The following is a 19476-nucleotide window of genomic DNA, read 5'->3' as shown; positions in this document are numbered from 1 at the left end:
AGTCGGCGCACCCGGCCTTCGACAGATCGGGAGATGGCTTACGGTCTCAGGATGGTTCGCAGCACCCCGCGCGTCGTGCCCTCGGCGCCGTCGGCCTCCCGGTCGATCACCAGCCAGTTGGCCGTGCCGACGCCCGCGCGGGCCTCTCGCAGGGCGGCGCTCTCCGTCTCGCACAGCTGGAACACCAGGTCTTCGATGGTCGGGTTGTGTCCGACGAGCAGGAGATCGCCCGACCCGGAATGCGAGCGGATCTCCGCCTCGTAGGCTTTCGCCCCGAGCGCATAGAGGTCGTCGCTGAACCGCACCTCTGCCGAGGGCGGAAGGGCCTTTCGGACGAGATCCAGCGTCTGGCGCGCGCGCACCGCCGTCGAGCAGACTACGCGCTCGATGCGCGACGCCGTTTCGCCGAGGCTCGCTGCCAGGCGTGCCGCGTCCTTGCGGCCGCGATCGTCGAGCACGCGCTGGTGGTCCCGCTGGCCCGGTACGGCCCAGGACGAGTGCGCATGGCGCAGAATGTGGATCGTCTGTCCAAACGTCATGATTCTTCGATAGGGCATGTCCGTCGCCGGGTCGAGATTCGGTCGAAAGGCGTATGTGGCGCCCTGCAACCGCCGGCTGCATCCTTCGATCCCCTCAGGCTGACGACACGATGTCGAGACCTGCTCGGCCCGTTCACCGGAAGGTCACAAATCCGCTGCGATTATCGCAGTTTAGCCAAAGGATATGCGTTGGAGACCCTGGCGAACACGAGCTTGTCGCTCTCTTCAACGCTCGCTATAAGCCCGGCCACGGCGTAGATGGAGGATCCGCATGATTGAAACCCTTCCGTTGGGAACCGGTTTGCCGGAAGACGGGGCCTTCATGAATGACCGCCAGAAGGAGTACTTCCGCAAGAAGCTCCTGAACTGGAAGGCGGACATTCTCCGGGAATCGCGCGAGACGCTGGAAGCTCTGGCAAGCGAGAACGCCAATCTGGCCGATGCGGCAGATCGTGCCTCCTCCGAGACCGACCGCGCCATCGAGCTCCGCGCCCGAGACCGCCAGCGCAAGCTGATCGCAAAGATCGACGCGGCGATCGAGCGCATCGACGACGGCACCTATGGCTACTGCGAGGAAACGGGCGAGCCGATCAGCCTGCGCCGTCTCGACGCCCGCCCGATCGCCACGCTGTCGCTGGAGGCGCAGGAGCGTCATGAGCGCCGCGAGAAGGTCTACCGGGACGAGTAGACGAGACATTGGGAGAAACGAAAACGGGCCGCGCAAGCGGCCCGTTTTCGTTTGATCTCGTCTCGCGCCTCAGCGGCGCTCGGACACGTCGATCGTGAAGTCGTGGAGGAGGCGCTCCATCTCCTCCTCGAGCGTCAAAACGCGTGTGTCCTCGCTCGGCGCCTCCGGAGCGGTAGCCTCCGTGCGGGGTTGTGCCGCCGGAGCCACGGGCGCGCGCGCCTGCTCGGGCTCCGGAGGCGCCACGGCTCGCGTGGGCTGGACCGCGGGGGCTTCGGGTGGCGTCGGCGTCCGCCGCTCCTGGATCGTCGTGGCGAAGCTGCGGACGGACAGGGGCGCCGGCGCCGGCTCCGGCGCGGGTTCCGGCGTCTGCGTCGAAGGACCTGCGAACCCGACTTCGGCCTTCGCGGTCTCGTCCTGGCGGGGCGCGATGGGAGCGGTGGGCCAGCGAACCGGCGTTGCCACCGGGTCCGGCCTCGGCGTCGCAGGCGCGATCGGCGATCCCGCTTGAGGCGACGTGCCGAGCTCGGGCGGCGCGACGCGCTCCGGTGGGTTCGGGGGCGAAACGACCGGCGCGGGGACACTCGGAGCCGTCGACCAAAGCGAGCGGGCGGGCGTCACGTCGGGCTCGACGCGAGGCGGTGCGGAGACGGGGGGCGCCACCGGCGTCGCGCGCGAGAGTTGCGGCAGCGTCGGCGTCGCCATCGAACGCGGCAACGGGGCAGCCGGTACCGGGGGTGGCGAAACAGGTGGCAAAACGGGCGGCGCGACCGGAGCCGGAGCGGCCGGTTGAGCGGCTGCGGGCGCAGGTTGCGGCGTCGGCAGGGGCGGCGCGACAGGGGCGGTCGCGGCGGGAAGCTGAGGCGTCTGGGCGAACGCGGGCGTCGTCGTCGAAGCGGGCACCGGAGGCGCCGGGCGCGGGGCGACCGGCGGAGGCGCGACGGTGCGGACAGGCTCCGGGGACGCTGCGACGGGCTCCACGCGCTCGGGCTGGCGCTGCGCCGGGAATGGCGGGTCCGCTCGGCGCGGCGGCTCGGGCGCGACTATCGGAGGCGCGGCTCGCGGCGGCTGCGGCTGCGGGGGCTGCACGGGTCTGGCCGGATCCTCCGCCCGGCGGGCGGGCTGGACAGGCTCGACTGGGTCGCGTCGCTCGGTTCGAACCTCCGGCTCGGTCGCCCGAACCGGGGCCTCGACGGGCGGCGCGCCGATCGAGACCGGCGGCACGATGGGAGGAGCGTTCCGCTCCGGCCGGGGCTCCTCGCTCGCCGGCTCGACCGGCGGCGCGATGGGCGGAGCTACGGGCCGGGCGCGCTCCTCGGGCGCCGGTGCGCGGTCGGGCACAATAGCCGGCGCACGGGCCGCTTCCGGCACGGGGACCTGACGCGGCTCGGCGACGGGAGCGATCGGCGGAGAAACGCCCGGCGCCTGCGCGTCGCTGGGAACAGGCTGCGACGAAGGCTTGGGAATCCGGCGATGGGGCAGGGGCGGCTGTTGCGGCTGCGGCGCGCCGGCGCGTTCGGCCTCGCCGAAACCCGGCTCCTGGCGTACCCGGCGCGCCTGGCCGCGCACGATGCCGGGCTCAACCACGAGGTCGTTCTGCCCGCCGATCAGGATCAGGTGCTCGACGTCGTCCCGCCGCACCAGCACGAGCTTACGCTTCGGGTCCACCGCCGCCATGTCGAGCACGGCCAGCCGCGGCGCCCGCGAGCGCCCGCCGATGCCGCCGCTTCCGGCGAAGACGCGCTTGGCCAGCCCAATCAGCACCAGCGCCAGGAGCACGACGAGCGCGGCCGCCAGAATCACCGTCATGATCGGTGCCAGGCTTTCGCCGACGATGCTCGCGAGCCACTCACGCATGTACCATATCCTCTCGGCTCACCGGGACCGATCGGAGCCTGTGTTCCGGTCGCGCGGCGTCATTTCTGTATTTAGCGTACGTCCCGCGTCGCTCCAGCGCCGCGTCAGCTTGGGAACATAGTGCCGTGTCATCATGTCGGAGGATTGCGCATGGCGCAAATTCGACAGATTCTCGTGCCCGAGCCCTCCCGCTCTAATCTGTTCGGCTTTGCCTCGGAAGGGTCGATCTTTCGCATATGGAACGTCACCTGTGGACCACATGCCTTCGGCCGCGCCGATGACGAGCGACAAACCCCTGATCGACGGCCGTTCCGACTCGAGCGGCGTCCGCCGTCTCCTGTTCCTCGCCGGCTTCGTCTTCGTCTTCGCGGCGACCCTGGCGCTGCTGGGCCACGCCTACGGCACGATCGCGCTTCTCGGCATGTTCGCGATTCTGGCCATGTGCGGCATCGCGGCCGTGTTCGCCGTGGCGCTCGGCTTCGTCCATATCGGCCCACGCGAGATGGGCGCCGACATCGCACGCGAGGCCCTGAACTCCCTGCCGACCGGCATGCTGGTGACCGACCGCAAGGGACGTATCGTCTATGCCAATCGCGCCTATGGCGAGGAGACCGGTGCGGCCGGCGCGGCGTCCGTCCGCAGCCTGGAGCGGCTCCTGTCGCGCGAGGCGGAAGCGTCCGAGGCGATCTACCGGCTGGCCAATCTGGCGCGCGAGAACCAGACCGGTCAGGAGGAATTCCGCCTGACGCGCAAGCTCGGCAGCACCGGGCCGTCCTCGCCTCATTGGTACCGCGCCTCCGTCGGCCCGTTCGGCAGCGAGGCGGCGGGCCTGCAGCTCTGGCAGATCACCGACATCACGCCCGAGCGCGAGGAGCAGGAGTCCTTCTTCAAGAACCTGCAGCATGCGATCGACTATCTCGATCACGCGCCGGCCGGCTTCTTCGCCGCCGACGAGGGCGGGCGCATCGCCTACATCAACGCGACGCTGGCGGACTGGCTGTCCCTGGACCTGGCGACCTTCAAACCCTATTCGCGCTCGATCGCGGATTATCTGGGCGAGAGCGCCTCGAGCTTCCTTCGCCGCGCGGGCGAGCCGGGCGCGCCCGGCACCGTCGAGACCTTCGACCTCGACCTCGTGACCGCCACGGGCCAGCGCCTGCCGGTGCGCCTCCTGCGCAACTCCACGCGCACCGCCGACGGCGCACCGGGCCTCACCCGCACGCTCGTCCTCGACCGCACGCCGCGCGGCGACGACGAGAACGCCCTGCGCGCGGCCGAAATCCGCTTTACCCGCTTCTTCAACTCCTCGCCCATGGCGATCGCCGCGCTCGACGCGAGCGGTCGCGTGAAGCGCGCCAACGCCGCCTTCGCCAACCTTTTCGGAGACGACGCGGCGCTCGGGCGTCAGGCGGTGTCCGACTGCCTGCGCGACGAGAACCGCGAGGCGCTGCGCCAGGCGGTCGCCGCCGCGATGCGCGGTCAGGCCGGCATTCCCTCGATGGATGCCGACATCGTCGGCGAGCCGCCCCGCTCGGCGCGGCTGTATCTCAGCGCCAACGCCGACATCAGCGACGGCTCGGGCGAGGTGGCGATCCTTTACGGCGTGGACATCACGCAGCAGCGCACACTGGAGGACCAGTTCGCCAAGGCGCAGCGCATGCAGGCGATCGGCAACCTGGCCGGCGGCATCGCCCACGACTTCAACAACGTCCTGACCATCATCACGGCCTCGGTGGACTTCCTGCTCCTCAACCACCGCACCGGCGACCCGTCGTTCCAGGACCTCCTCCTGATCAAGCAGAGCGCCAACCGCGCCGCTTCGCTGGTCCGCCAGCTCCTGGCCTATTCCCGCCGCCAGACCATGCGTCCCAAGATGCTGAATCTGACGGACGTCGTCGCCGACATGCACCTTCTCCTGAAGCGCATCTCGGGCGACCATGTGAAGCTGGAGCGCCAGCACGCGCGCGACCTGTGGCCCGTCATGGCCGATATCGGCCAGTTCGAGCAGGTCGTCACCAACCTCGTCCAGAACGCACGCGACGCCATGTCCGCCAATGGCCGCGTCACCATCGCGACGCGCAACGTACCGGCGTCGGAGGCCGCCCAGTTCGGCTACAGCGAGCTCGGCGAGGGCGACTACGTGCTGATGGAAGTCTCGGACACCGGCAGCGGAATGCCGGCCGATGTGGCGGAGCGGATCTTCGAGCCTTTCTTCACGACCAAGGAGATCGGCAAGGGCACGGGTCTCGGCCTGTCCATGGTCTACGGCATCGTGAAGCAGTCCGGCGGCTCGATCTTCGTCGAGACCAAACCGGGCGAGGGCACGACCTTCCGCATTTTCCTGCCGCGCCATATCCCGGTCGAGACGCCCGCGCTGAAGGGCGAGGCGCAAGCCCCCGCCGCCTCCAACGCCAAGCAGGATCTCTCCGGCACCGCCACGATCCTTCTGGTCGAGGACGAGGACAACGTGCGCGCCGGCAATGTGCGTGCCCTCAAGATGCGCGGCTACGAGGTCCACGAGGCATCCAGCGGCCTGGAAGCCCTGGAAGTCATGGAGGAGATCGACGGCAAGGTCGATCTCGTCGTCTCCGACGTCGTGATGCCCGAGATGGACGGCCCGACCCTCCTGCGCGAGATGCGCAAGCAGCGGCCGGACCTCAAGTTCATCTTCGTCTCCGGCTATGCCGAGGACGCCTTCGCCAAGAACCTTCCCGAAGGCGAGAAGTTCGGCTTCCTGCCCAAGCCCTTCTCGCTGCGCGAACTCGCCGTGGCGGTCAAGGAAGCGCTGGAGGAGTAAGGCGTCAGGCGGCCGCGCGAGCCACCGCGATGCGGGCGGCGAGCCGCGCGTTGGAGCGCACCAGCGCGATGTTGGCTTCGAGCGAGCGCCCGCCGCTCAACTCAAACATGCGCCCGAGCAGGAAGGGCGTCACCTCCTTCGCCCGAATGCCCTGCGCATCCGCATCGGCCAGCGCCGCGGCGATCCAGCCGTCCACGGTGGACTGGTCGATCTCGTCTTCCAGAGGCAGCGGATTGGCGACCAGCACACCGCCGCCCAGAGCCAGCGTTTCCCGCGTCTTCTGGAAGGCGGCGATGGCCTCCGGCGTGTCCAGCCGCAGGGGCGCAGGAATCCCTGAGCGCCGCGACCAGAAGGACGGGATCTCGTCCACGCCGTAGCCGACCACAGGCACGCCCTTCGTCTCCAGGACCTCGAACGTCTTGGGAAGATCGAGGATCGCCTTGGCTCCAGCGCAGACCACGGTGACCGGCGTCCGCGCCAGCTCGTCGAGATCGGCCGACACGTCGAAGCTCGTTTCCGCCCCGCGATGCACGCCGCCGATGCCGCCCGTGGCGAACACCCCGATCCCCGCGAGCGCCGCCGCGATCATCGTGGCGGCGACCGTGGTGGAGCCGGTTCGGCCGGTGGTCATCGCGAAGGCGAGGTCGGCGCGCGACAGTTTCATCGCGCCTTGGGTCTGGCCCAGCGTCACGAGTTCCTCGTCCGTCAGCCCGATGCGAAGGACGCCATCCAACACCACGATCGTCGCCGGCTCGGCGCCTTCCGCGCGGATCAGGGCCTCCACGCCGCGCGCCATCTCGACGTTCTGCGGCCAGGGCATGCCGTGCGTGATGATGGTGGATTCCAGCGCGACCACGGGGCGCCCGGCGGCGAGCGCGGCCTCGACGGGTTTCGAACAGACAAAGGGTTGCGACACGATCGGTCTCCGTCAGGCGGTTATGGGTTGCGGCGCGGGAAGGGCATCGGCGAGGGATGGCGCACGTGCCGCCGAGGCTTCGGTGAGCCCCGTGGTGATGCGAAGGGAAGCCGCGACGAGGCCGGTGCGCACCGCATCGACGAGCGGGCGGCCGGACAGGGTCGCATGGAACGCGGTCCCCGCCAGCGTGTCGCCGGCTCCGACGACATCGGCGATGCTGTCGACCGGCGGGGGCGCTTGCCGCAGCGCCTTGCCGTCGGCGATCACGAGGACCGGGCGCGGACCGTCGGTGATCACCGCGCGCGGCAGGCCGGTCTCGGCGATGGCGTTCACGATCGCAACGTCCGTCGCGTCGCCCTCGAGATCGAACAGTCGGGCTGCCTCTGCGCGGGAGGCGAACAGGATGGAAAGATCCGGCAGCGCCCCGCGAAGGCGCGCGGCCTTGGCCGGCGAAACGGCGATGGCGGCCACCGGCTTGCCTGGCTCGCAAGACGCGAGGTGCTCAAGCGCGTCCGCGGGAAGGTTGGCGTCCACCAGCAGACCGTCCGCCGAGCCGAACAGGTCCTTCAGGTGGCGGCGGGACAGGACGCGCGGCACGAGCCGTTCGTAGATCGCCATGTCGGCGACACCGCCGACGAGATCGCCGGACGCGTCCACGAGCGCCGTGTAGGTCGCGGAGCGCCGGTCGAGCCATGAGATTCGCGCGTCCGCGATGCCGGCGAGGTCCAGTTCCACGCCGATCCGCTCCGCCACCGCGTCGCCCCCGCAGGCGCTGACGAGGTGAGTGCGGGCGCCGAAGGCGCGAAGGGCGAGCGCCGCGTTGAACGACGCGCCCCCGAGCCGTTCGATCACGCGTCCCGGGTTCGAACAGCCCGGCTGGAACGCCGCGTCGCTGACCGCGATGCGGTCGAGATGCGCGGCTCCGACGAGCACGACATGGGGAAAATCGGCCCCTCCCGCCATTAACGCTTCATCAACCATCGACCGGTGCAACCCAGACCCGAATCGCGGCCGGAAAACGAGAACAAAGAGCGATCATCCCTTGCGGAATGAGAACAAAAAGAGTACATGATGAACCACGCCAATCACGTTGCACCCCAACATTCCTCATGGAATAAGGTCCTGCCCCATGGCCCAGAATTCACTCCGTCTCGTTGAGGATACATCGGTGGACAAAACAAAGGCGCTCGACGCAGCCCTGTCGCAGATCGAGCGTGCCTTCGGCAAGGGCTCGATCATGCGTCTCGGCGCGACCGAGAAGCTCGACATCGAGACGGTCTCCACCGGCTCGCTCGGCCTCGACATCGCGCTCGGCGTCGGCGGTCTGCCCAAGGGCCGCATCGTCGAGATCTACGGCCCGGAATCCTCGGGCAAGACGACCCTCGCGCTCCACACCGTCGCCGAGGCGCAGAAGGCCGGCGGCGTCTGCGCCTTCGTGGACGCCGAGCACGCGCTCGATCCGGTCTACGCCCGCAAGCTCGGCGTCGATCTCGACAACCTCCTGATCTCGCAGCCCGACACGGGCGAGCAGGCGCTTGAGATCGTCGATACGCTGGTGCGCTCGGGCGCGATCGACGTTCTGGTGGTCGACTCGGTCGCCGCGCTCACCCCGCGTGCCGAGATCGAGGGTGAGATGGGCGACTCGCTGCCCGGCCTCCAGGCCCGCCTGATGAGCCAGGCGCTGCGCAAGCTGACGGGCTCGATCTCGCGCTCCAAGTGCATGGTCATCTTCATCAACCAGATCCGCATGAAGATCGGCATCTCCTACGGCTCGCCGGAGACGACGACGGGCGGCAACGCGCTGAAGTTCTATGCCTCGGTGCGTCTCGACATCCGCCGCATCGGCTCGATCAAGGACCGGGACGAGGTGACGGGCAACCAGACCCGCGTGAAGGTCGTGAAGAACAAGCTCGCGCCGCCGTTCAAGCAGGTCGAGTTCGACATCATGTACGGCGAGGGCGTCTCCAAGCTCGGCGAGCTGATCGACTTCGGCGTCAAGGCCGGCATGGTCGAGAAGTCCGGCGCCTGGTTCTCCTACCGTTCGCAGCGGCTCGGCCAGGGCCGCGAGAACGCCAAGCAGTTCCTGCGCGACAATCCCGCCGTGGCGAACGAGATCGAGGCCGCCATCCGCCAGAACGCCGGTCTCATCGCCGAGCAGATGCTGGAGAACGGCGGGCCGGACCCGAACGACGACGTGGAGTGATGCACTGAAAAAGGGCGCCGCGAGGCGCCCTTTTTCATGTCCGCTGTTGGTGGTCAGCGCCTCGGATCGATCATCGCGATCCCGTCCGGCGCCTGCGACCCCATCGCCACCAGCGCCGGTACGGCGTCCTCCAGCGACAGGGTCTCGCCGATCAGCCGGTCCGGGCGAAGCGTTCCCGCCAGGATCATCTCCAGCATGGCGTCGTAGCGCCAGGACTGCATGCCGTGGCTGCCGTAGATCTCGAGTTCGTGGGCGATGACCTGCGCCATGGGGATCGAGGCCCGCGCGTTCTCCGCGAGCATCAGCCCGACCTGCACGTGGCGGCCCCGACGGCGCAGGTTGGCGACGGAATTGTAGCAGGTCTCGGGATGCCCGAGCGCGTCGAGCGAGACGTGGGCGCCGCCGCCGGTGATCTCGCGCACGGCCTCGACGACGTCCGTCACCTCGCGCGCGTTGACCGTCGCCGCCGCGCCCATGGCCCGCGCGAGCGCGAGCTTGCTGTCCGCGACGTCGATCGCCACCACCCGCGCGCCGAGCGCTGCGGCGATCATGACGGCCGAGAGGCCGACGCCGCCCGCGCCGTGCACCGCCACCCACTCGCCGCCGCGCACGCGCCCCTGGTCGGCGACGGCCCGGAACGAGGTTGCGAAGCGGCAGCCGAGGCTCGCGGCCGTCTGGAAGTCCATCGCCTCGGGCAGGCGCACCAGATTGTTGTCCGCGCGGTCGATGGCGACGAATTCGGCAAACGAGCCCCAATGCGTGAAGCCCGGCTGGAACTGCGCCTCGCAGACCTGCTGATGCCCCGCGTGGCACTCGCGGCAGTGCCCGCAGGCCGCGATGAACGGCACCGTCACCCGCTCGCCGACGCGGAACCCCTTCACCTGCGAGCCGACCGCCGCGACGACGCCGGCGAACTCGTGGCCCGGCACGTGCGGCAGGCGGATGTCGGTGTCGTGGCCGACCCAGCCGTGCCAGTCGCTGCGGCAAAGGCCGGTCGCCATGACCTCGATCACCACGCCGTCCGGCGCGGGCGAGGGATCGGGCACCTCGCGCACCTCCGGCGCGGTCCCGAAACGTTCGAAGATCATGGCTTTCATGGCGTGCGCGTCCTCTTGGGTCACGCCTGCCTGTCGAGCCCAACCGGCAGGACGCGTCAAGCCTCCGCGGGCACCTCGTGATCGCAAAGCGCCAGAAGATGACGGCGCAACCGCTCGGCGCCGGTCTCGGCCGCCCCGCCGTTGTCGATCCGCAGGAGACCCCGCGCGCCCTGCGGCATCTCCAGCCCAACCTGCCGCGCCAGGCGCGCCTCGATCTCAACGGGCGTCTCCCGTCCGCGCGCCGCGATGCGCTGGACCAGCACGTCGCGCGGTGCCGTGATCTCCACGACCGCGATCCCGCCGAAGCGCGCGTTCGCCTCGCCGAGCGAGCGGCGGGAGAGGTTGGCCACCACGACCGCGCCGCCGCGCACCCCGTCCTCCACCGAGCGGGGCAGGGCATAGGCGAGTCCGTGCGCCCGCCAGGTCAGGCAGAACGCGCCCGCCGCCTCCGCCGCCGCGAAGCCGTCGGGGTCAAGGCTGTCGTGATCCTCCGACCCGCCGTCGCAGGCCCGCGTGATCACCCGCCGGGCCAGACGGATGCGCGGGTGACCGGCCAAGTCCCGGAAGGCCAGCCTGATCAGCGTATCCTTGCCCGCGCCGCTGGGGCCGACCACGGCCACCAGCAGCCCGGCACCGCGTCCGCCCTCATGCAACGCGCCGGCCCTCGCGCCAGACGCTGCGCACCACGGGCGGCACCGCCGCGCCAACTTCCGCCCGCACGCGGATGAGGTCCGCGCGCAGTCCGGGCCGTATGGCCCCGCGATCGTCGAGGTTCGCCACGCGCGCGGGCGTGCGCGTCACCATGGCCGCCGCCTCGGGCAGGCCGATCGAGCCCGCGAGGAGGAACGTCGCCTGGATCAGGCTGAAAGGCACGTAGTCCGATGATAGAACGTCGAGGACGCCGATCTCCACGAGATCCTTGGCCGAGACGTTGCCCGAGTGCGAGCCGCCGCGCACGACGTTGGGCGCCCCCATCAGCACCGAAAGCCCCGCCTCGCGCGACAGGCGCGCGGCTTCCAGCGTGGTTGGGAATTCGGCGAGCGCGATGCCGAGATCGCGGCTCTCCTCGACATGGTCTGCGGTGGCGTCGTCGTGGCTCGCCAGGGTGATCCCGGCCTCGCGGCACCGGTCGGCGATCGTCCGGCGGCTGCGAGGCGAGTTGGCTTCCGATTCCGCGATGCGCCGCGCGCAGAAGCGGTCGAACTCGGCGTCCGTCATCCGCATCTTGCCCTGATAGTAGGTGCGATAGGTCTGCAGATCCACGAACTGCCGCTGTCCCGGTGCATGGTCCATCAACGAGGCGAGACGCACGCGCCCGTTGCCCGCCAGCCGCTCGAAAGCGGGAATGACGTCCGGCGCCGAGACCTCGCAGCGCAGGTGGATGAAGTGCTCGGCGCGTAAGCGGTCGTCCGCCGTTGCCTCGGTGATGGCGTCGGCCATGTCCGCCATGTCCTTGGAGCCGAGCGCGGCGTCCTCGTCCATGCCGACGCGCAGGGCGTCGAAAACGGTGGTGATGCCCGAGCCCGCGACCTGCGCGTCGTGCGCCTGGAGCGCGGCGTGGATGTTCCAGCGCACCTTGGGCCGCGGCAGGTAGTGTCCTTCGAGGTGGTCGGTGTGGAGTTCCACGAGGCCCGGCAGGATGTGGTCGCCGGCGCAGTCCAATCCGTTGCGCGCGGTGCCTTCCGACACGTCCGCGATCCGCCCGTCGCGGACCAGCACGCTGCCGTGCAGGACCTCGTCGTCGAGGACGATGCGGGCGTTGGTGAAGACCTCTTCGGTCGGAAGGCTGCTCATGTCGAACTCGTTCGGGATGCGGAAAGGAGGGGATGAAGGGCGTGGACGCGGAACGCCATTCCAGGCGCGTCCTCGACGAAGAGGGCGAGGCCGTCGATCGGTAGGGCGCGACAGATGACGGGCGCGAAGCGCTCCGTGAGCCGCGCCTCGACGACCTCGGCCTCCTCGTCCGCGACCGGACCTGTCAGGGTCATGTGGAAGCGGAACTCCTCGAAGACGTAAGGGTAGCCCCACTGCGCCAGAAGGGCACGCTGTCGCTCCGTAAGGCGCTCGGGCGCCCGGCGGGCCGTCTCGGCCTCGGTGAGCGGCGCGCGGAACGGCTCGAAGCGGCGCACCGTCTCGTCCGCGAGCGCCGCGAGGTCCGGCTCCGACCCGTCGGGCACGAGCGCGAAGAAGCGCCCGATCCGGCGCAGCGCGAGCTTCCGGATTTCGGTCGCCCGCGTTCGCGAGCAGAAGGCGGCGAGCGCCGCGTCGAGTTCATTCAGCGTGCGCCCCTCGGCCAGCCGGAACGGCGGCTTCATCGTCGCATGGAAGCCGTAGCGCGCGGGCTCGGTCACCAGCGGGTCGCCCGGCATGGCGGCATCGCGCGTAAAGGAGTCGCGCCCGAGCCATTGGGCAGCGAGACGCGTCAGCTCCGCATCGCGCGGCGGGGTGAAGTAGATCGCGGCCCGCATCAGATGACGCGCTTGCGCAGGGTTTGGGAGATGAGGTCCATGACCGTGACGGTGGCGACGATGATGATGAGGATGGCCGAGGCCTGGGGATAATAGAAGCCCCGGATCGTCTCGAACAGCACCTGCCCGATGCCGCCCGCACCGATCACGCCGAGAACCGTGGCGGCGCGCACGTTGGATTCCAGCCGGTAGAGCGAGAAGGAAATCCAGAGCGGCAGCACCTGCGGGATGACGCCGAAGATGATCTCCTGCAGCCGCGAGGCGCCGGTGGTGCGGATCGCCTCGACCGGGCGCGGATCGATCGCCTCGACCGCCTCGGAGAAGAGCTTGGCGAGGATGCCCGTCGTGTGGATGAAGAGCGCCATGACGCCGGCGAACGGCCCGAGGCCGACCGCCACGACGAAGAGCACGGCGAACACCACCTCGTGGATCGCCCGGAACAGGTCCATCAGGCGGCGCGCCGGCTGGTGAAGCCACCAGGGCGCCATGTTGCCGGCCGAGAGGATGCCGAAGGGGATCGACAGGAGCACGGAGAGGAACGTGCCCCAGATGGCGATCTGCACCGTCACCACCATTTCCGAGAGGTAGTAGCGCCAGTCCGAGAAGTCCGGCGACAGAAAGCCGGAGGCGTATTCCGCCATGTTGCCGGAATCGGTGAAGAGATAGGTCCAACGGCTCATGTCGGCCGGACCCCAGCTCCACACGAGGGCCGATACCAGGCCGACCCAGATGGCGAGGTCGAGCCAGGATCGTTTCGGCGCAGCCGCCTCGAGGGCGGCGTCGGAAGGGGCGGTCGCGGTCGGAGCCTGGGTCATGACGGGTCCTTCGATCCGTGGGGTCCGCCGCCGCGGCGCAAGATCGGCGCGGCGGCGGATGGTGGGTCGGCCGAGATCAGCCCTGCGGCGCGGCGGCCAGCTTGGCCTCGTAGCCGGCCTTCTTCTCCTCCAGCTCCTTGAGCTTGGCGGCCTTGGCGTCGGCGGCGAGCGAGGCGTCGCTCTGAACTTGAGCCATCGACTTCGACACTTCCATCACGCGGATGGGCAGGAGCTGGTCGTCGGTGGACGCGCGGAACGGCGCCCATTCGAGGCCCGCCAGCGTCTTCAGCTCTTCGGCCTTGTCGCCCTTGGTCCGGTCGGTGCCGTAGTCGAGGACGAAGGCGCGCAGCTTGTCCTTGGTCTCGGCGGAGAGGTCCTTCGACCAGACCAGCGGGTCCGACGGGATCAGCGGCGACTTCCAGATCACCTTGGTCTTGGCGAAGGCCGCCGGCTGGTTCTTTTCGATCAGCGCCATGTTCTCGGTGTTGTTGGCGGCCGCATCGAGCTGGCCGTTGGCAACGCCCATCGCGTTGGTCTCGTGGTTGGCGTTGGTCACCGTCTTGAAGCAGGTCTTCGGATCGACGCCCTTGGCGCCAAACACGAAGGTCATCGGCACGAGATAGCCGGAGGTCGAGTTCGGGTCGCCGAGGCCGAAGTTCAGCGACTTGTCGCACGTCAGGAGGTCGTCCACGCTGTTCAGCGGAGAGTCCTTGGGCGCCAGGATCAGCGAATAATAGCCCGGCTCGCCGTTGTCGGGCACGGTCTGCGCGAAGACCTCGCCGTTGGCGCGGTCGACGGCTTCCATGGCCGACTTGTTGCCGAACCAGCCCATCTGCACCTTGCCGAAGCGCATGCCCTCGATGACGCCGGCATAGTCGGTGGCGAAGAAGGGCTCGATCTCGAGACCCGTCTGCTTCTCCATGTCGTCCAGGAACGGCTGCCACTTGGTGCGCAGGTTCTGCTGCGACTCGGTCGAGATGATGCCGAAACTGATGGTTTCGGCGAGGGCCGTGCCGGCAAACGTCGAGGCGAGCGCGAGCGCCGCCAGACCCTTGAGGATCGCGTTCATTGTCGTCTCCGATGGTGAAAGGTGGTTGGGCTTCTTGTCGGGGTTTAGGCCGGCTCGAAGGCTCCGAGCCGCTTGTGCGGAACAGGCCCGGGCCGGTGCTCCGTGGGCGCTACCGGGGCTTCCGGCAGGACGAGTTCCTCCGAGGCCGCGCCGTAGAGCTCGGACAGGAAGGCGTTGGTGAGGGCGCTGGACGGGCCGTCGAAGACGATCCGCCCGTCCCGCATGGCGACCGTGCGCGGGAAGTAGCGCCGCGCGTATTCCACCTGATGCAGCGACACGAGGACCGTGATTCCGTCGGTGCGGTTGATCTCGGCGAGGATGTCCATCACCCGCCGCGCCGAGGCGGGGTCGAGGGAGGCGATCGGCTCGTCGGCGATCAGGATGCGTGACTTCTGCACCAGCGTGCGCGCGATGGCGGCGCGCTGCTGCTGGCCGCCCGACAGCGTCGAGGCGCGCTGGCGGAACACCTGGTCGATGCCGACACGGGCGAGGGCACTTTTCGCGACCTCCCGCTCGGCGGCGTTGAACAGGCCGAACGTGCCGCGCCAGCGCGGGATGCCGCCGAGCTTTCCGATCAGGACGTTGGTGAGCACCGACAGGCGCGTGACGAGGTTGAACTGCTGGAACAGGATCGACACGTCCCGCCGCCGCGCCCGCATGCCGGGAAGGATGCGCCCGCCGGCCTGGGTCGGCGTGTTGAAGATCGACACCCGGCTTTCCGCCCCGTCGCCGGTTTCCAGCCCTGCGATGTGCCGGATCAGCGTCGACTTGCCCGAGCCAGAGGCGCCGATGAGGCACACCATCTCGCCGGCCTGGATCGACAGATCGATGTCCGAAAGAGCCTGGGTCGAGCCGAAGCGCTTCGACAGGTGGGATACCGAGATTGCCGTCATACGGTTCGTCCTTCCGGTTTGGCGGACAGTGTCACGAGGCGATGCGGTTCGCGTGACGGGCGGATGAAGGTTCGATGACGCCTTCGTAGCGGCCGAGGAAGGCCTTCGCGTCGAGCCGGCGGAAGTCCTCCAGGGCCGCGTGCAGCGTCTCGTGCGGCCAGTCCCACCAGGCCAGCGCGTCCATCCGGGTCCCGACGACCGGCTCGAACCGGTCGCGGATCGGCCTTGCGGGGACGCCGCCGACGATCGTGTAGGGAGCGACGTCGCGCGTTACCACGGCGCCGGAGCCGACCACCGCGCCGTTTCCGATCGTGACACCCGGCAGAACGGTGGCCCCGTGGCCGATCCAGACGTCGTGCCCGATCGTCACGACGTTGCGGAGGCGAGCCTCGAAGAAGTCCGCCTCGTCGGCGGCGCCCTCGAAATAGTCGCCGGCGCGATAGGTGAAATGGTGCAGCGTCGCGCGCCAGGTCGGGTGGTTGGTGGCGTTGATGCGCACGCTCGCGGCGATGTTGGCGAACTTGCCGATGTGGGCCGCGAAAATGCGGCAGTCCTGCATGACGTAGGAATAGTCGCCGAGCACCGTCTCGGTGAGCACCGACCGCGCCTCGACCTCGGTGAAGCGACCGAAGGTCGTGGCCTCGATCTCGGCCGTCGGGTGGATCAGCGGCGCGTGTTCGGACAGCTTCGGCATCACGCGGCGCTCCGCGCCGAGAAGGCGGACACGTCGAGGATGCGGGTGGCGACCGCCGCGCGCACCGGTTCGTCGTGGAAGATGCCGAGGATCGCCACCCCTTGGGCGAGCTTTTCGCGGATCATGGCCACCACGACGTCGCGATTGGCCGCGTCCAGCGAGGCGGTCGGCTCGTCGAGGAGGAGGATCGGATGATCCGTGAGGAAGCCGCGCGCGATGTTGACGCGCTGCTTCTCGCCGCCGGAGAAGGTCGCGGGCGGCAGCTCGAACAGCGCCTCCGGCAGGTTCAGCCGCCGCAGCATGACGGCCGCCCTCTCGCGCGCTTCCTCGCGCGGAACGCCGAGCCGCACCAGCGGATCGGCCACCACCTCCAGCGCGGAGGCGCGCGGCACGGCACGCAGGAACTGGCTGACATAACCGATGGAGCGCTCGCGCAGCCGCAGGACCGTGCGCGGATCGCCGGCACCGAGATCGCGCATCGCCCCGTCGGCGGCATCGCGCACCAGGATGGCGCCGCGGTCCACCGCGTAGTTGCCGTAGATCATCCGCAGGATCGAGCTCTTGCCGACGCCGGACGGGCCGCCCAGCACCACGCATTCCCCGGACCGGAGCTCGAAGGCGACGTTCTCCACCACCGGCAGCGTCACGCCGCCGCGCAGGTGCATGGTGAAGGACTTGGCGACGCCCTCGACGGACAGAAGCGGTTCGGACATCGTCAGGACTCCGGGATCGAGGCGACGAGGAGCTGGGTGTAGGGATGGTGCGGGTCGTCCAGCACGCGGTCGGTCAGGCCTTCCTCGACCACGCGCCCGTCCTTCATCACGATCATCCGCTGCGACAGGAGCCGCGCGACCGCGAGGTCGTGCGTCACGATCACGACCGACAGGCCGAGGTCGGCCACCAGCCCGCGCAGGAGGTCGAGCACCCGCGCCTGGACCGAGACGTCCAGCCCGCCGGTCGGCTCGTCCATGAAGACGAGGCGCGGATGGGTCACGAGGTTGCGCGCGATCTGGAGCCGCTGGCGCATGCCGCCCGAGAACTCCGTCGGGCGGTCGTCGATGCGGCTCTCGGAAATCTCGACCCGGCCCAGCCAGTCGCCCGCCATCTCCCGCAGCCGCCCGTAATGCCGCTGCCCGATCGCCATCAGCCGCTCGCCGACATTGGCGCCCGCCGAAACCCGCATCCGCAGGCCATCGGCCGGGTTCTGATGCACGAAGCCCCAGTCGGTGCGCATCAGGAGCCTACGCTCGGCCTCCGACAAGGTGGCAAGGTCCCGCGTCACGCCGTCGCGCATCGCATAGGATACGGACCCGCCCGTGGCCTCCAACCGCGCCGAGATGCACGACAGCAGCGTCGTCTTGCCCGACCCGGATTCCCCGACGATCGCCAGCACCTCACCCGGCCACAGGTCGAAGCTGACGCTCGTGCAGCCGATCCGCACGCCGTAGCGCTTTTCGAGGTTCCGGACCTGAAGGAGCGGGGTCTCGATGCTCATTCCGCAGCCTCCCCGAGCGAAAGGCCGACATGGCCAGTTGCGCGGCGCGTCTCGCAATGGTCCGTATCCGAACACACGAACATCCGCCCGCCGCGGTCGTCCGTGATCACCTCGTCCAGATAGACGCCCGTCCCGCCGCACAGGGCGCAAGGCGTGCGGAAGCTCTGCACACGGAACGGATGGTCCTCGAAATCGAGGCTCCGCACCCGCGTGAAGGGCGGCAGGGCGTAGATGCGCTTCTCTCGTCCGGCGCCGAAGAGCTGCAGCGCCGGCGAGCGGTCCATCTTCGGGTTGTCGAACTTCGGGATGGGCGAGGGGTCCATGACGTAGCGTCCCTCGACCTTCACCGGGTAGGCATAGGTCGTCGCGATATGCCCGTGGCGCGCGATGTCCTCGTAGAGCTTGACGTGCATCAGGCCGTATTCCTCCAGCGCGTGGAGCGTGCGCGTCTCGGTCTCTCGCGGCTCCAGGAAGCGCAGCGGCTCGGGGATCGGCACCTGGTAGACGAGGATCTGCCCGGCCCGGAGCGGCGCCTCGGGAATGCGATGACGCGTCTGGATGATTGTCGCGTCGGTCGTCTTCGTGGTCGTCGCGACGCGCGCCACGGACTGGAAGAAGGCGCGGATCGAGACGGCGTTGGTCGTGTCGTCCGCGCCCTGGTCGATCACCTTGAGCACGTCGTCCGGCCCGATCACCGCCGCCGTCACCTGCACGCCGCCCGTGCCCCAGCCGTAGGGCATCGGCATCTCGCGGCTGGCGAAGGGCACCTGGTAGCCGGGGATCGCGATGCCTTTCAGGATCGCGCGGCGGATCATCCGCTTGGTCGCCTCGTCGAGATAGGCGAAGTTGACGGCGGGAAGCTCGGTGCTCATTCGGCCGCCTCCTTTCGGGTATCGCGCTCGGCATTGAGCCGGCGCACCAGATCGAGTTCGGCCTGAAAGTCGACGTAGTGCGGCAGCTTGAGATGCTCGACGAAGCCCGTCGCGGCGACGTTGTCGCAGTGCTCCATCACGAATTCCTCGTCCTGCGCTGGGCTACGGCGTTCCTCGCCGTACTCGTCGGCGCGCAGCGCCCGGTCCACAAGGCTCATGGCCATCGCCTTGCGTTCCGACTGGCCGAACACCAGCCCGTAGCCGCGCGAGAAGCGCGCCGGCTCGTCGGACCCGCCGGTGAACTGGCTCACCATCTGGCACTCGGTGACGCGCACGCGCCCGATCGTCACGGCGAAGCCGAGCTCGGGAAGCTCCACCTCGACATCGACCAGACCGATGCGGATCTCGCCGACGAACGGGTGCGTCCGCCCGTAGCCGCGCTGCGTCGAATAGCCGAGCGCCAGGAGGAAACCCTCGTCGCCGCGCGCCAGCGCCTGGAGCCGCAGGTCGCGCCCGGCGGGAAAGTCGAGCGGATCGCGCGTGATGTCGCCGGGTTCGCCCGCCGCGTCTCCGTCGCCCTCCATCAGCCCTTCGGCCCCGAGGAGATCGGTCACGCGCGGCGCCGCTTCGAGCGTGGCGGGGCGGCGTTCGGGCGCGGCGACGGTCTCGTCGCGTGCCATGGCAGGGTCGAGCAGCCGGTGGGTATAGTCGAAGGTCGGCCCCAGGAGCTGGCCGCCCGGCAGGTCCTTGTAGGTCGCCGAGATCCGGCGCTCCAGATGCATCGCACCCGTGTCCAGCGGCTCGGCGGCGCGAAAGCGGGGCAGCGTGGTGCGGAACGCGCGCAGGAGAAAGATCGCCTCGATCAGGTCTCCGCGCGCCTGTTTCACGGCCAGCGCCGCAAGGTCGGGATCGTAGAGCGAGCCCTCGGCCATGACCCGATCGACGCCGAGCGCGAGCTGCGAGGCGATCTGTTCGATCGTCAGCGCCGGGACGTTCCGGTCGCCGCGACGCCGGTCGGCCAGAAGCTTGTGCGCCTTCTCGATGGCGGCCTCGCCGCCCTTTACGGCCACGTACAT

Annotated in this window: 19 protein-coding genes; 3 read left to right on the top strand and 16 right to left on the bottom strand. The window is 69.4% G+C overall.

The annotated features are described in order from the left end of the window. Positions 1 to 38: 38 nt before the first annotated feature. Positions 39 to 539 carry a histidine phosphatase family protein gene (locus O5O54_RS05830; RefSeq protein WP_279479813.1) on the bottom strand — a complete coding sequence of 167 codons (501 nt, stop codon included), beginning with the start codon at positions 537 to 539 and terminating at the stop codon, positions 39 to 41. Between the two features lie 271 nt (positions 540 to 810). Here O5O54_RS05830 and dksA point away from each other — a divergent pair, with 271 nt between their 5' ends. Then, positions 811 to 1227 carry an RNA polymerase-binding protein DksA gene (gene dksA, locus O5O54_RS05825; RefSeq protein ID WP_279479812.1) on the top strand — a complete coding sequence of 139 codons (417 nt, stop codon included), beginning with the start codon at positions 811 to 813 and terminating at the stop codon, positions 1225 to 1227. A 69-nt stretch (positions 1228 to 1296) separates the two neighbouring features. On the opposite strand, the gene O5O54_RS05820 is transcribed toward dksA, so the two are convergent. Continuing rightward, on the bottom strand, positions 1297 to 3081 hold the full coding sequence (locus tag O5O54_RS05820) for a flagellar biosynthetic protein FliO (RefSeq protein WP_279479808.1): 1785 nt from the start codon (positions 3079 to 3081) through the stop codon (positions 1297 to 1299). Between the two features lie 277 nt (positions 3082 to 3358). Here O5O54_RS05820 and cckA point away from each other — a divergent pair, with 277 nt between their 5' ends. After that, a complete protein-coding gene (gene cckA, locus O5O54_RS05815) occupies positions 3359 to 5878 on the top strand; it encodes a cell cycle histidine kinase CckA (protein ID WP_279479806.1) in 2520 nt (839 codons plus the stop codon). Between the two features lie 4 nt (positions 5879 to 5882). Here the strand turns inward: cckA and O5O54_RS05810 are convergent, their stop codons facing one another. Further along, complete coding sequence (locus O5O54_RS05810) at positions 5883 to 6794, bottom strand: pseudouridine-5'-phosphate glycosidase (protein ID WP_279479803.1); 912 nt, start codon at positions 6792 to 6794, stop codon at positions 5883 to 5885. A 12-nt stretch (positions 6795 to 6806) separates the two neighbouring features. Continuing rightward, positions 6807 to 7757, bottom strand: coding sequence for a PfkB family carbohydrate kinase (locus O5O54_RS05805; RefSeq protein ID WP_279479801.1), 951 nt, complete (start codon positions 7755 to 7757; stop codon positions 6807 to 6809). A gap of 166 nt (positions 7758 to 7923) precedes the next feature. On the opposite strand from O5O54_RS05805, the gene recA reads away from it, so the two are divergent. Further along, complete coding sequence (recA, locus tag O5O54_RS05800) at positions 7924 to 8997, top strand: recombinase RecA (RefSeq protein ID WP_279479799.1); 1074 nt, start codon at positions 7924 to 7926, stop codon at positions 8995 to 8997. A 53-nt stretch (positions 8998 to 9050) separates the two neighbouring features. Here recA and O5O54_RS05795 read toward each other — a convergent pair whose 3' ends face one another. The 12 genes from O5O54_RS05795 to O5O54_RS05740 all read right to left on the bottom strand — a co-directional run bounded on the left by O5O54_RS05795 (position 9051) and on the right by O5O54_RS05740 (position 19476). After that, the gene (locus O5O54_RS05795; protein ID WP_279479798.1) at positions 9051 to 10094 is read right to left on the bottom strand and encodes a zinc-dependent alcohol dehydrogenase family protein; all 1044 of its coding nucleotides are present in this window, start codon (positions 10092 to 10094) and stop codon (positions 9051 to 9053) included. A gap of 56 nt (positions 10095 to 10150) precedes the next feature. Further along, positions 10151 to 10747, bottom strand: a complete 597-nt coding sequence (gene phnN / locus O5O54_RS05790) for a phosphonate metabolism protein/1,5-bisphosphokinase (PRPP-forming) PhnN (RefSeq protein WP_279479795.1) — start codon at positions 10745 to 10747, stop codon at positions 10151 to 10153. Next, positions 10740 to 11888: an alpha-D-ribose 1-methylphosphonate 5-triphosphate diphosphatase gene (locus O5O54_RS05785; RefSeq protein ID WP_279479793.1), complete on the bottom strand. Its 1149-nt coding sequence runs from the start codon at positions 11886 to 11888 to the stop codon at positions 10740 to 10742. Before O5O54_RS05785 ends, phnN begins: the two co-directional genes overlap by 8 nt. Then, the gene (locus tag O5O54_RS05780) at positions 11885 to 12562 is read right to left on the bottom strand and encodes a DUF1045 domain-containing protein (protein ID WP_279479792.1); all 678 of its coding nucleotides are present in this window, start codon (positions 12560 to 12562) and stop codon (positions 11885 to 11887) included. The genes O5O54_RS05785 and O5O54_RS05780 overlap by 4 nt, the downstream gene beginning before the upstream one ends. Further along, the gene (phnE, locus tag O5O54_RS05775) at positions 12562 to 13377 is read right to left on the bottom strand and encodes a phosphonate ABC transporter, permease protein PhnE (protein WP_279479790.1); all 816 of its coding nucleotides are present in this window, start codon (positions 13375 to 13377) and stop codon (positions 12562 to 12564) included. Before phnE ends, O5O54_RS05780 begins: the two co-directional genes overlap by 1 nt. Before the next feature lie 76 nt (positions 13378 to 13453). Next, a complete protein-coding gene (gene phnD / locus O5O54_RS05770) occupies positions 13454 to 14446 on the bottom strand; it encodes a phosphonate ABC transporter substrate-binding protein (RefSeq protein WP_279479789.1) in 993 nt (330 codons plus the stop codon). A gap of 44 nt (positions 14447 to 14490) precedes the next feature. Continuing rightward, a complete protein-coding gene (gene phnC / locus O5O54_RS05765) occupies positions 14491 to 15339 on the bottom strand; it encodes a phosphonate ABC transporter ATP-binding protein (RefSeq protein WP_279479786.1) in 849 nt (282 codons plus the stop codon). Between the two features lie 31 nt (positions 15340 to 15370). Then, positions 15371 to 16033, bottom strand: a complete 663-nt coding sequence (locus O5O54_RS05760; protein ID WP_279479784.1) for a DapH/DapD/GlmU-related protein — start codon at positions 16031 to 16033, stop codon at positions 15371 to 15373. Next, positions 16033 to 16746, bottom strand: coding sequence for a phosphonate C-P lyase system protein PhnL (gene phnL, locus O5O54_RS05755; protein WP_279479782.1), 714 nt, complete (start codon positions 16744 to 16746; stop codon positions 16033 to 16035). Before phnL ends, O5O54_RS05760 begins: the two co-directional genes overlap by 1 nt. 2 nt (positions 16747 to 16748) lie before the next feature. Then, a complete protein-coding gene (gene phnK / locus O5O54_RS05750; RefSeq protein ID WP_279479780.1) occupies positions 16749 to 17528 on the bottom strand; it encodes a phosphonate C-P lyase system protein PhnK in 780 nt (259 codons plus the stop codon). Beyond that, positions 17525 to 18400, bottom strand: coding sequence for an alpha-D-ribose 1-methylphosphonate 5-phosphate C-P-lyase PhnJ (locus O5O54_RS05745; protein ID WP_279479779.1), 876 nt, complete (start codon positions 18398 to 18400; stop codon positions 17525 to 17527). The genes phnK and O5O54_RS05745 overlap by 4 nt, the downstream gene beginning before the upstream one ends. After that, positions 18397 to 19476 carry a carbon-phosphorus lyase complex subunit PhnI gene (locus O5O54_RS05740; protein ID WP_279479777.1) on the bottom strand — a complete coding sequence of 360 codons (1080 nt, stop codon included), beginning with the start codon at positions 19474 to 19476 and terminating at the stop codon, positions 18397 to 18399. The genes O5O54_RS05745 and O5O54_RS05740 overlap by 4 nt, the downstream gene beginning before the upstream one ends.

It is taken from the genome of Aureimonas sp. SK2, from assembly GCF_029813115.1.
Taxonomy (GTDB): Bacteria; Pseudomonadota; Alphaproteobacteria; order Rhizobiales; family Rhizobiaceae; genus Aureimonas.
The sequence above is the reverse complement of the archived record's forward strand: the minus strand, read 5'-3'. Positions and strand labels throughout refer to the sequence as shown.

Excerpts from the sequence above, each read along its gene's own strand:
- O5O54_RS05830 (WP_279479813.1), bottom strand. The coding sequence starts at position 539 with ATGACGTTTGGACAGACGATCCACATTCTGCGCCATGCGCACTCGTCC.
- dksA (WP_279479812.1), top strand. The coding sequence starts at position 811 with ATGATTGAAACCCTTCCGTTGGGAACCGGTTTGCCGGAAGACGGGGCC.
- O5O54_RS05820 (WP_279479808.1), bottom strand. The coding sequence starts at position 3,081 with ATGCGTGAGTGGCTCGCGAGCATCGTCGGCGAAAGCCTGGCACCGATC.
- cckA (WP_279479806.1), top strand. The coding sequence starts at position 3,359 with ATGACGAGCGACAAACCCCTGATCGACGGCCGTTCCGACTCGAGCGGC.
- O5O54_RS05805 (WP_279479801.1), bottom strand. The coding sequence starts at position 7,757 with ATGGCGGGAGGGGCCGATTTTCCCCATGTCGTGCTCGTCGGAGCCGCG.
- recA (WP_279479799.1), top strand. The coding sequence starts at position 7,924 with ATGGCCCAGAATTCACTCCGTCTCGTTGAGGATACATCGGTGGACAAA.
- O5O54_RS05795 (WP_279479798.1), bottom strand. The coding sequence starts at position 10,094 with ATGAAAGCCATGATCTTCGAACGTTTCGGGACCGCGCCGGAGGTGCGC.
- O5O54_RS05785 (WP_279479793.1), bottom strand. The coding sequence starts at position 11,888 with ATGAGCAGCCTTCCGACCGAAGAGGTCTTCACCAACGCCCGCATCGTC.
- O5O54_RS05780 (WP_279479792.1), bottom strand. The coding sequence starts at position 12,562 with ATGCGGGCCGCGATCTACTTCACCCCGCCGCGCGATGCGGAGCTGACG.
- phnE (WP_279479790.1), bottom strand. The coding sequence starts at position 13,377 with ATGACCCAGGCTCCGACCGCGACCGCCCCTTCCGACGCCGCCCTCGAG.
- phnD (WP_279479789.1), bottom strand. The coding sequence starts at position 14,446 with ATGAACGCGATCCTCAAGGGTCTGGCGGCGCTCGCGCTCGCCTCGACG.
- phnC (WP_279479786.1), bottom strand. The coding sequence starts at position 15,339 with ATGACGGCAATCTCGGTATCCCACCTGTCGAAGCGCTTCGGCTCGACC.
- O5O54_RS05760 (WP_279479784.1), bottom strand. The coding sequence starts at position 16,033 with ATGCCGAAGCTGTCCGAACACGCGCCGCTGATCCACCCGACGGCCGAG.
- phnL (WP_279479782.1), bottom strand. The coding sequence starts at position 16,746 with ATGTCCGAACCGCTTCTGTCCGTCGAGGGCGTCGCCAAGTCCTTCACC.
- phnK (WP_279479780.1), bottom strand. The coding sequence starts at position 17,528 with ATGAGCATCGAGACCCCGCTCCTTCAGGTCCGGAACCTCGAAAAGCGC.
- O5O54_RS05745 (WP_279479779.1), bottom strand. The coding sequence starts at position 18,400 with ATGAGCACCGAGCTTCCCGCCGTCAACTTCGCCTATCTCGACGAGGCG.
- O5O54_RS05740 (WP_279479777.1), bottom strand. The coding sequence starts at position 19,476 with ATGTACGTGGCCGTAAAGGGCGGCGAGGCCGCCATCGAGAAGGCGCAC.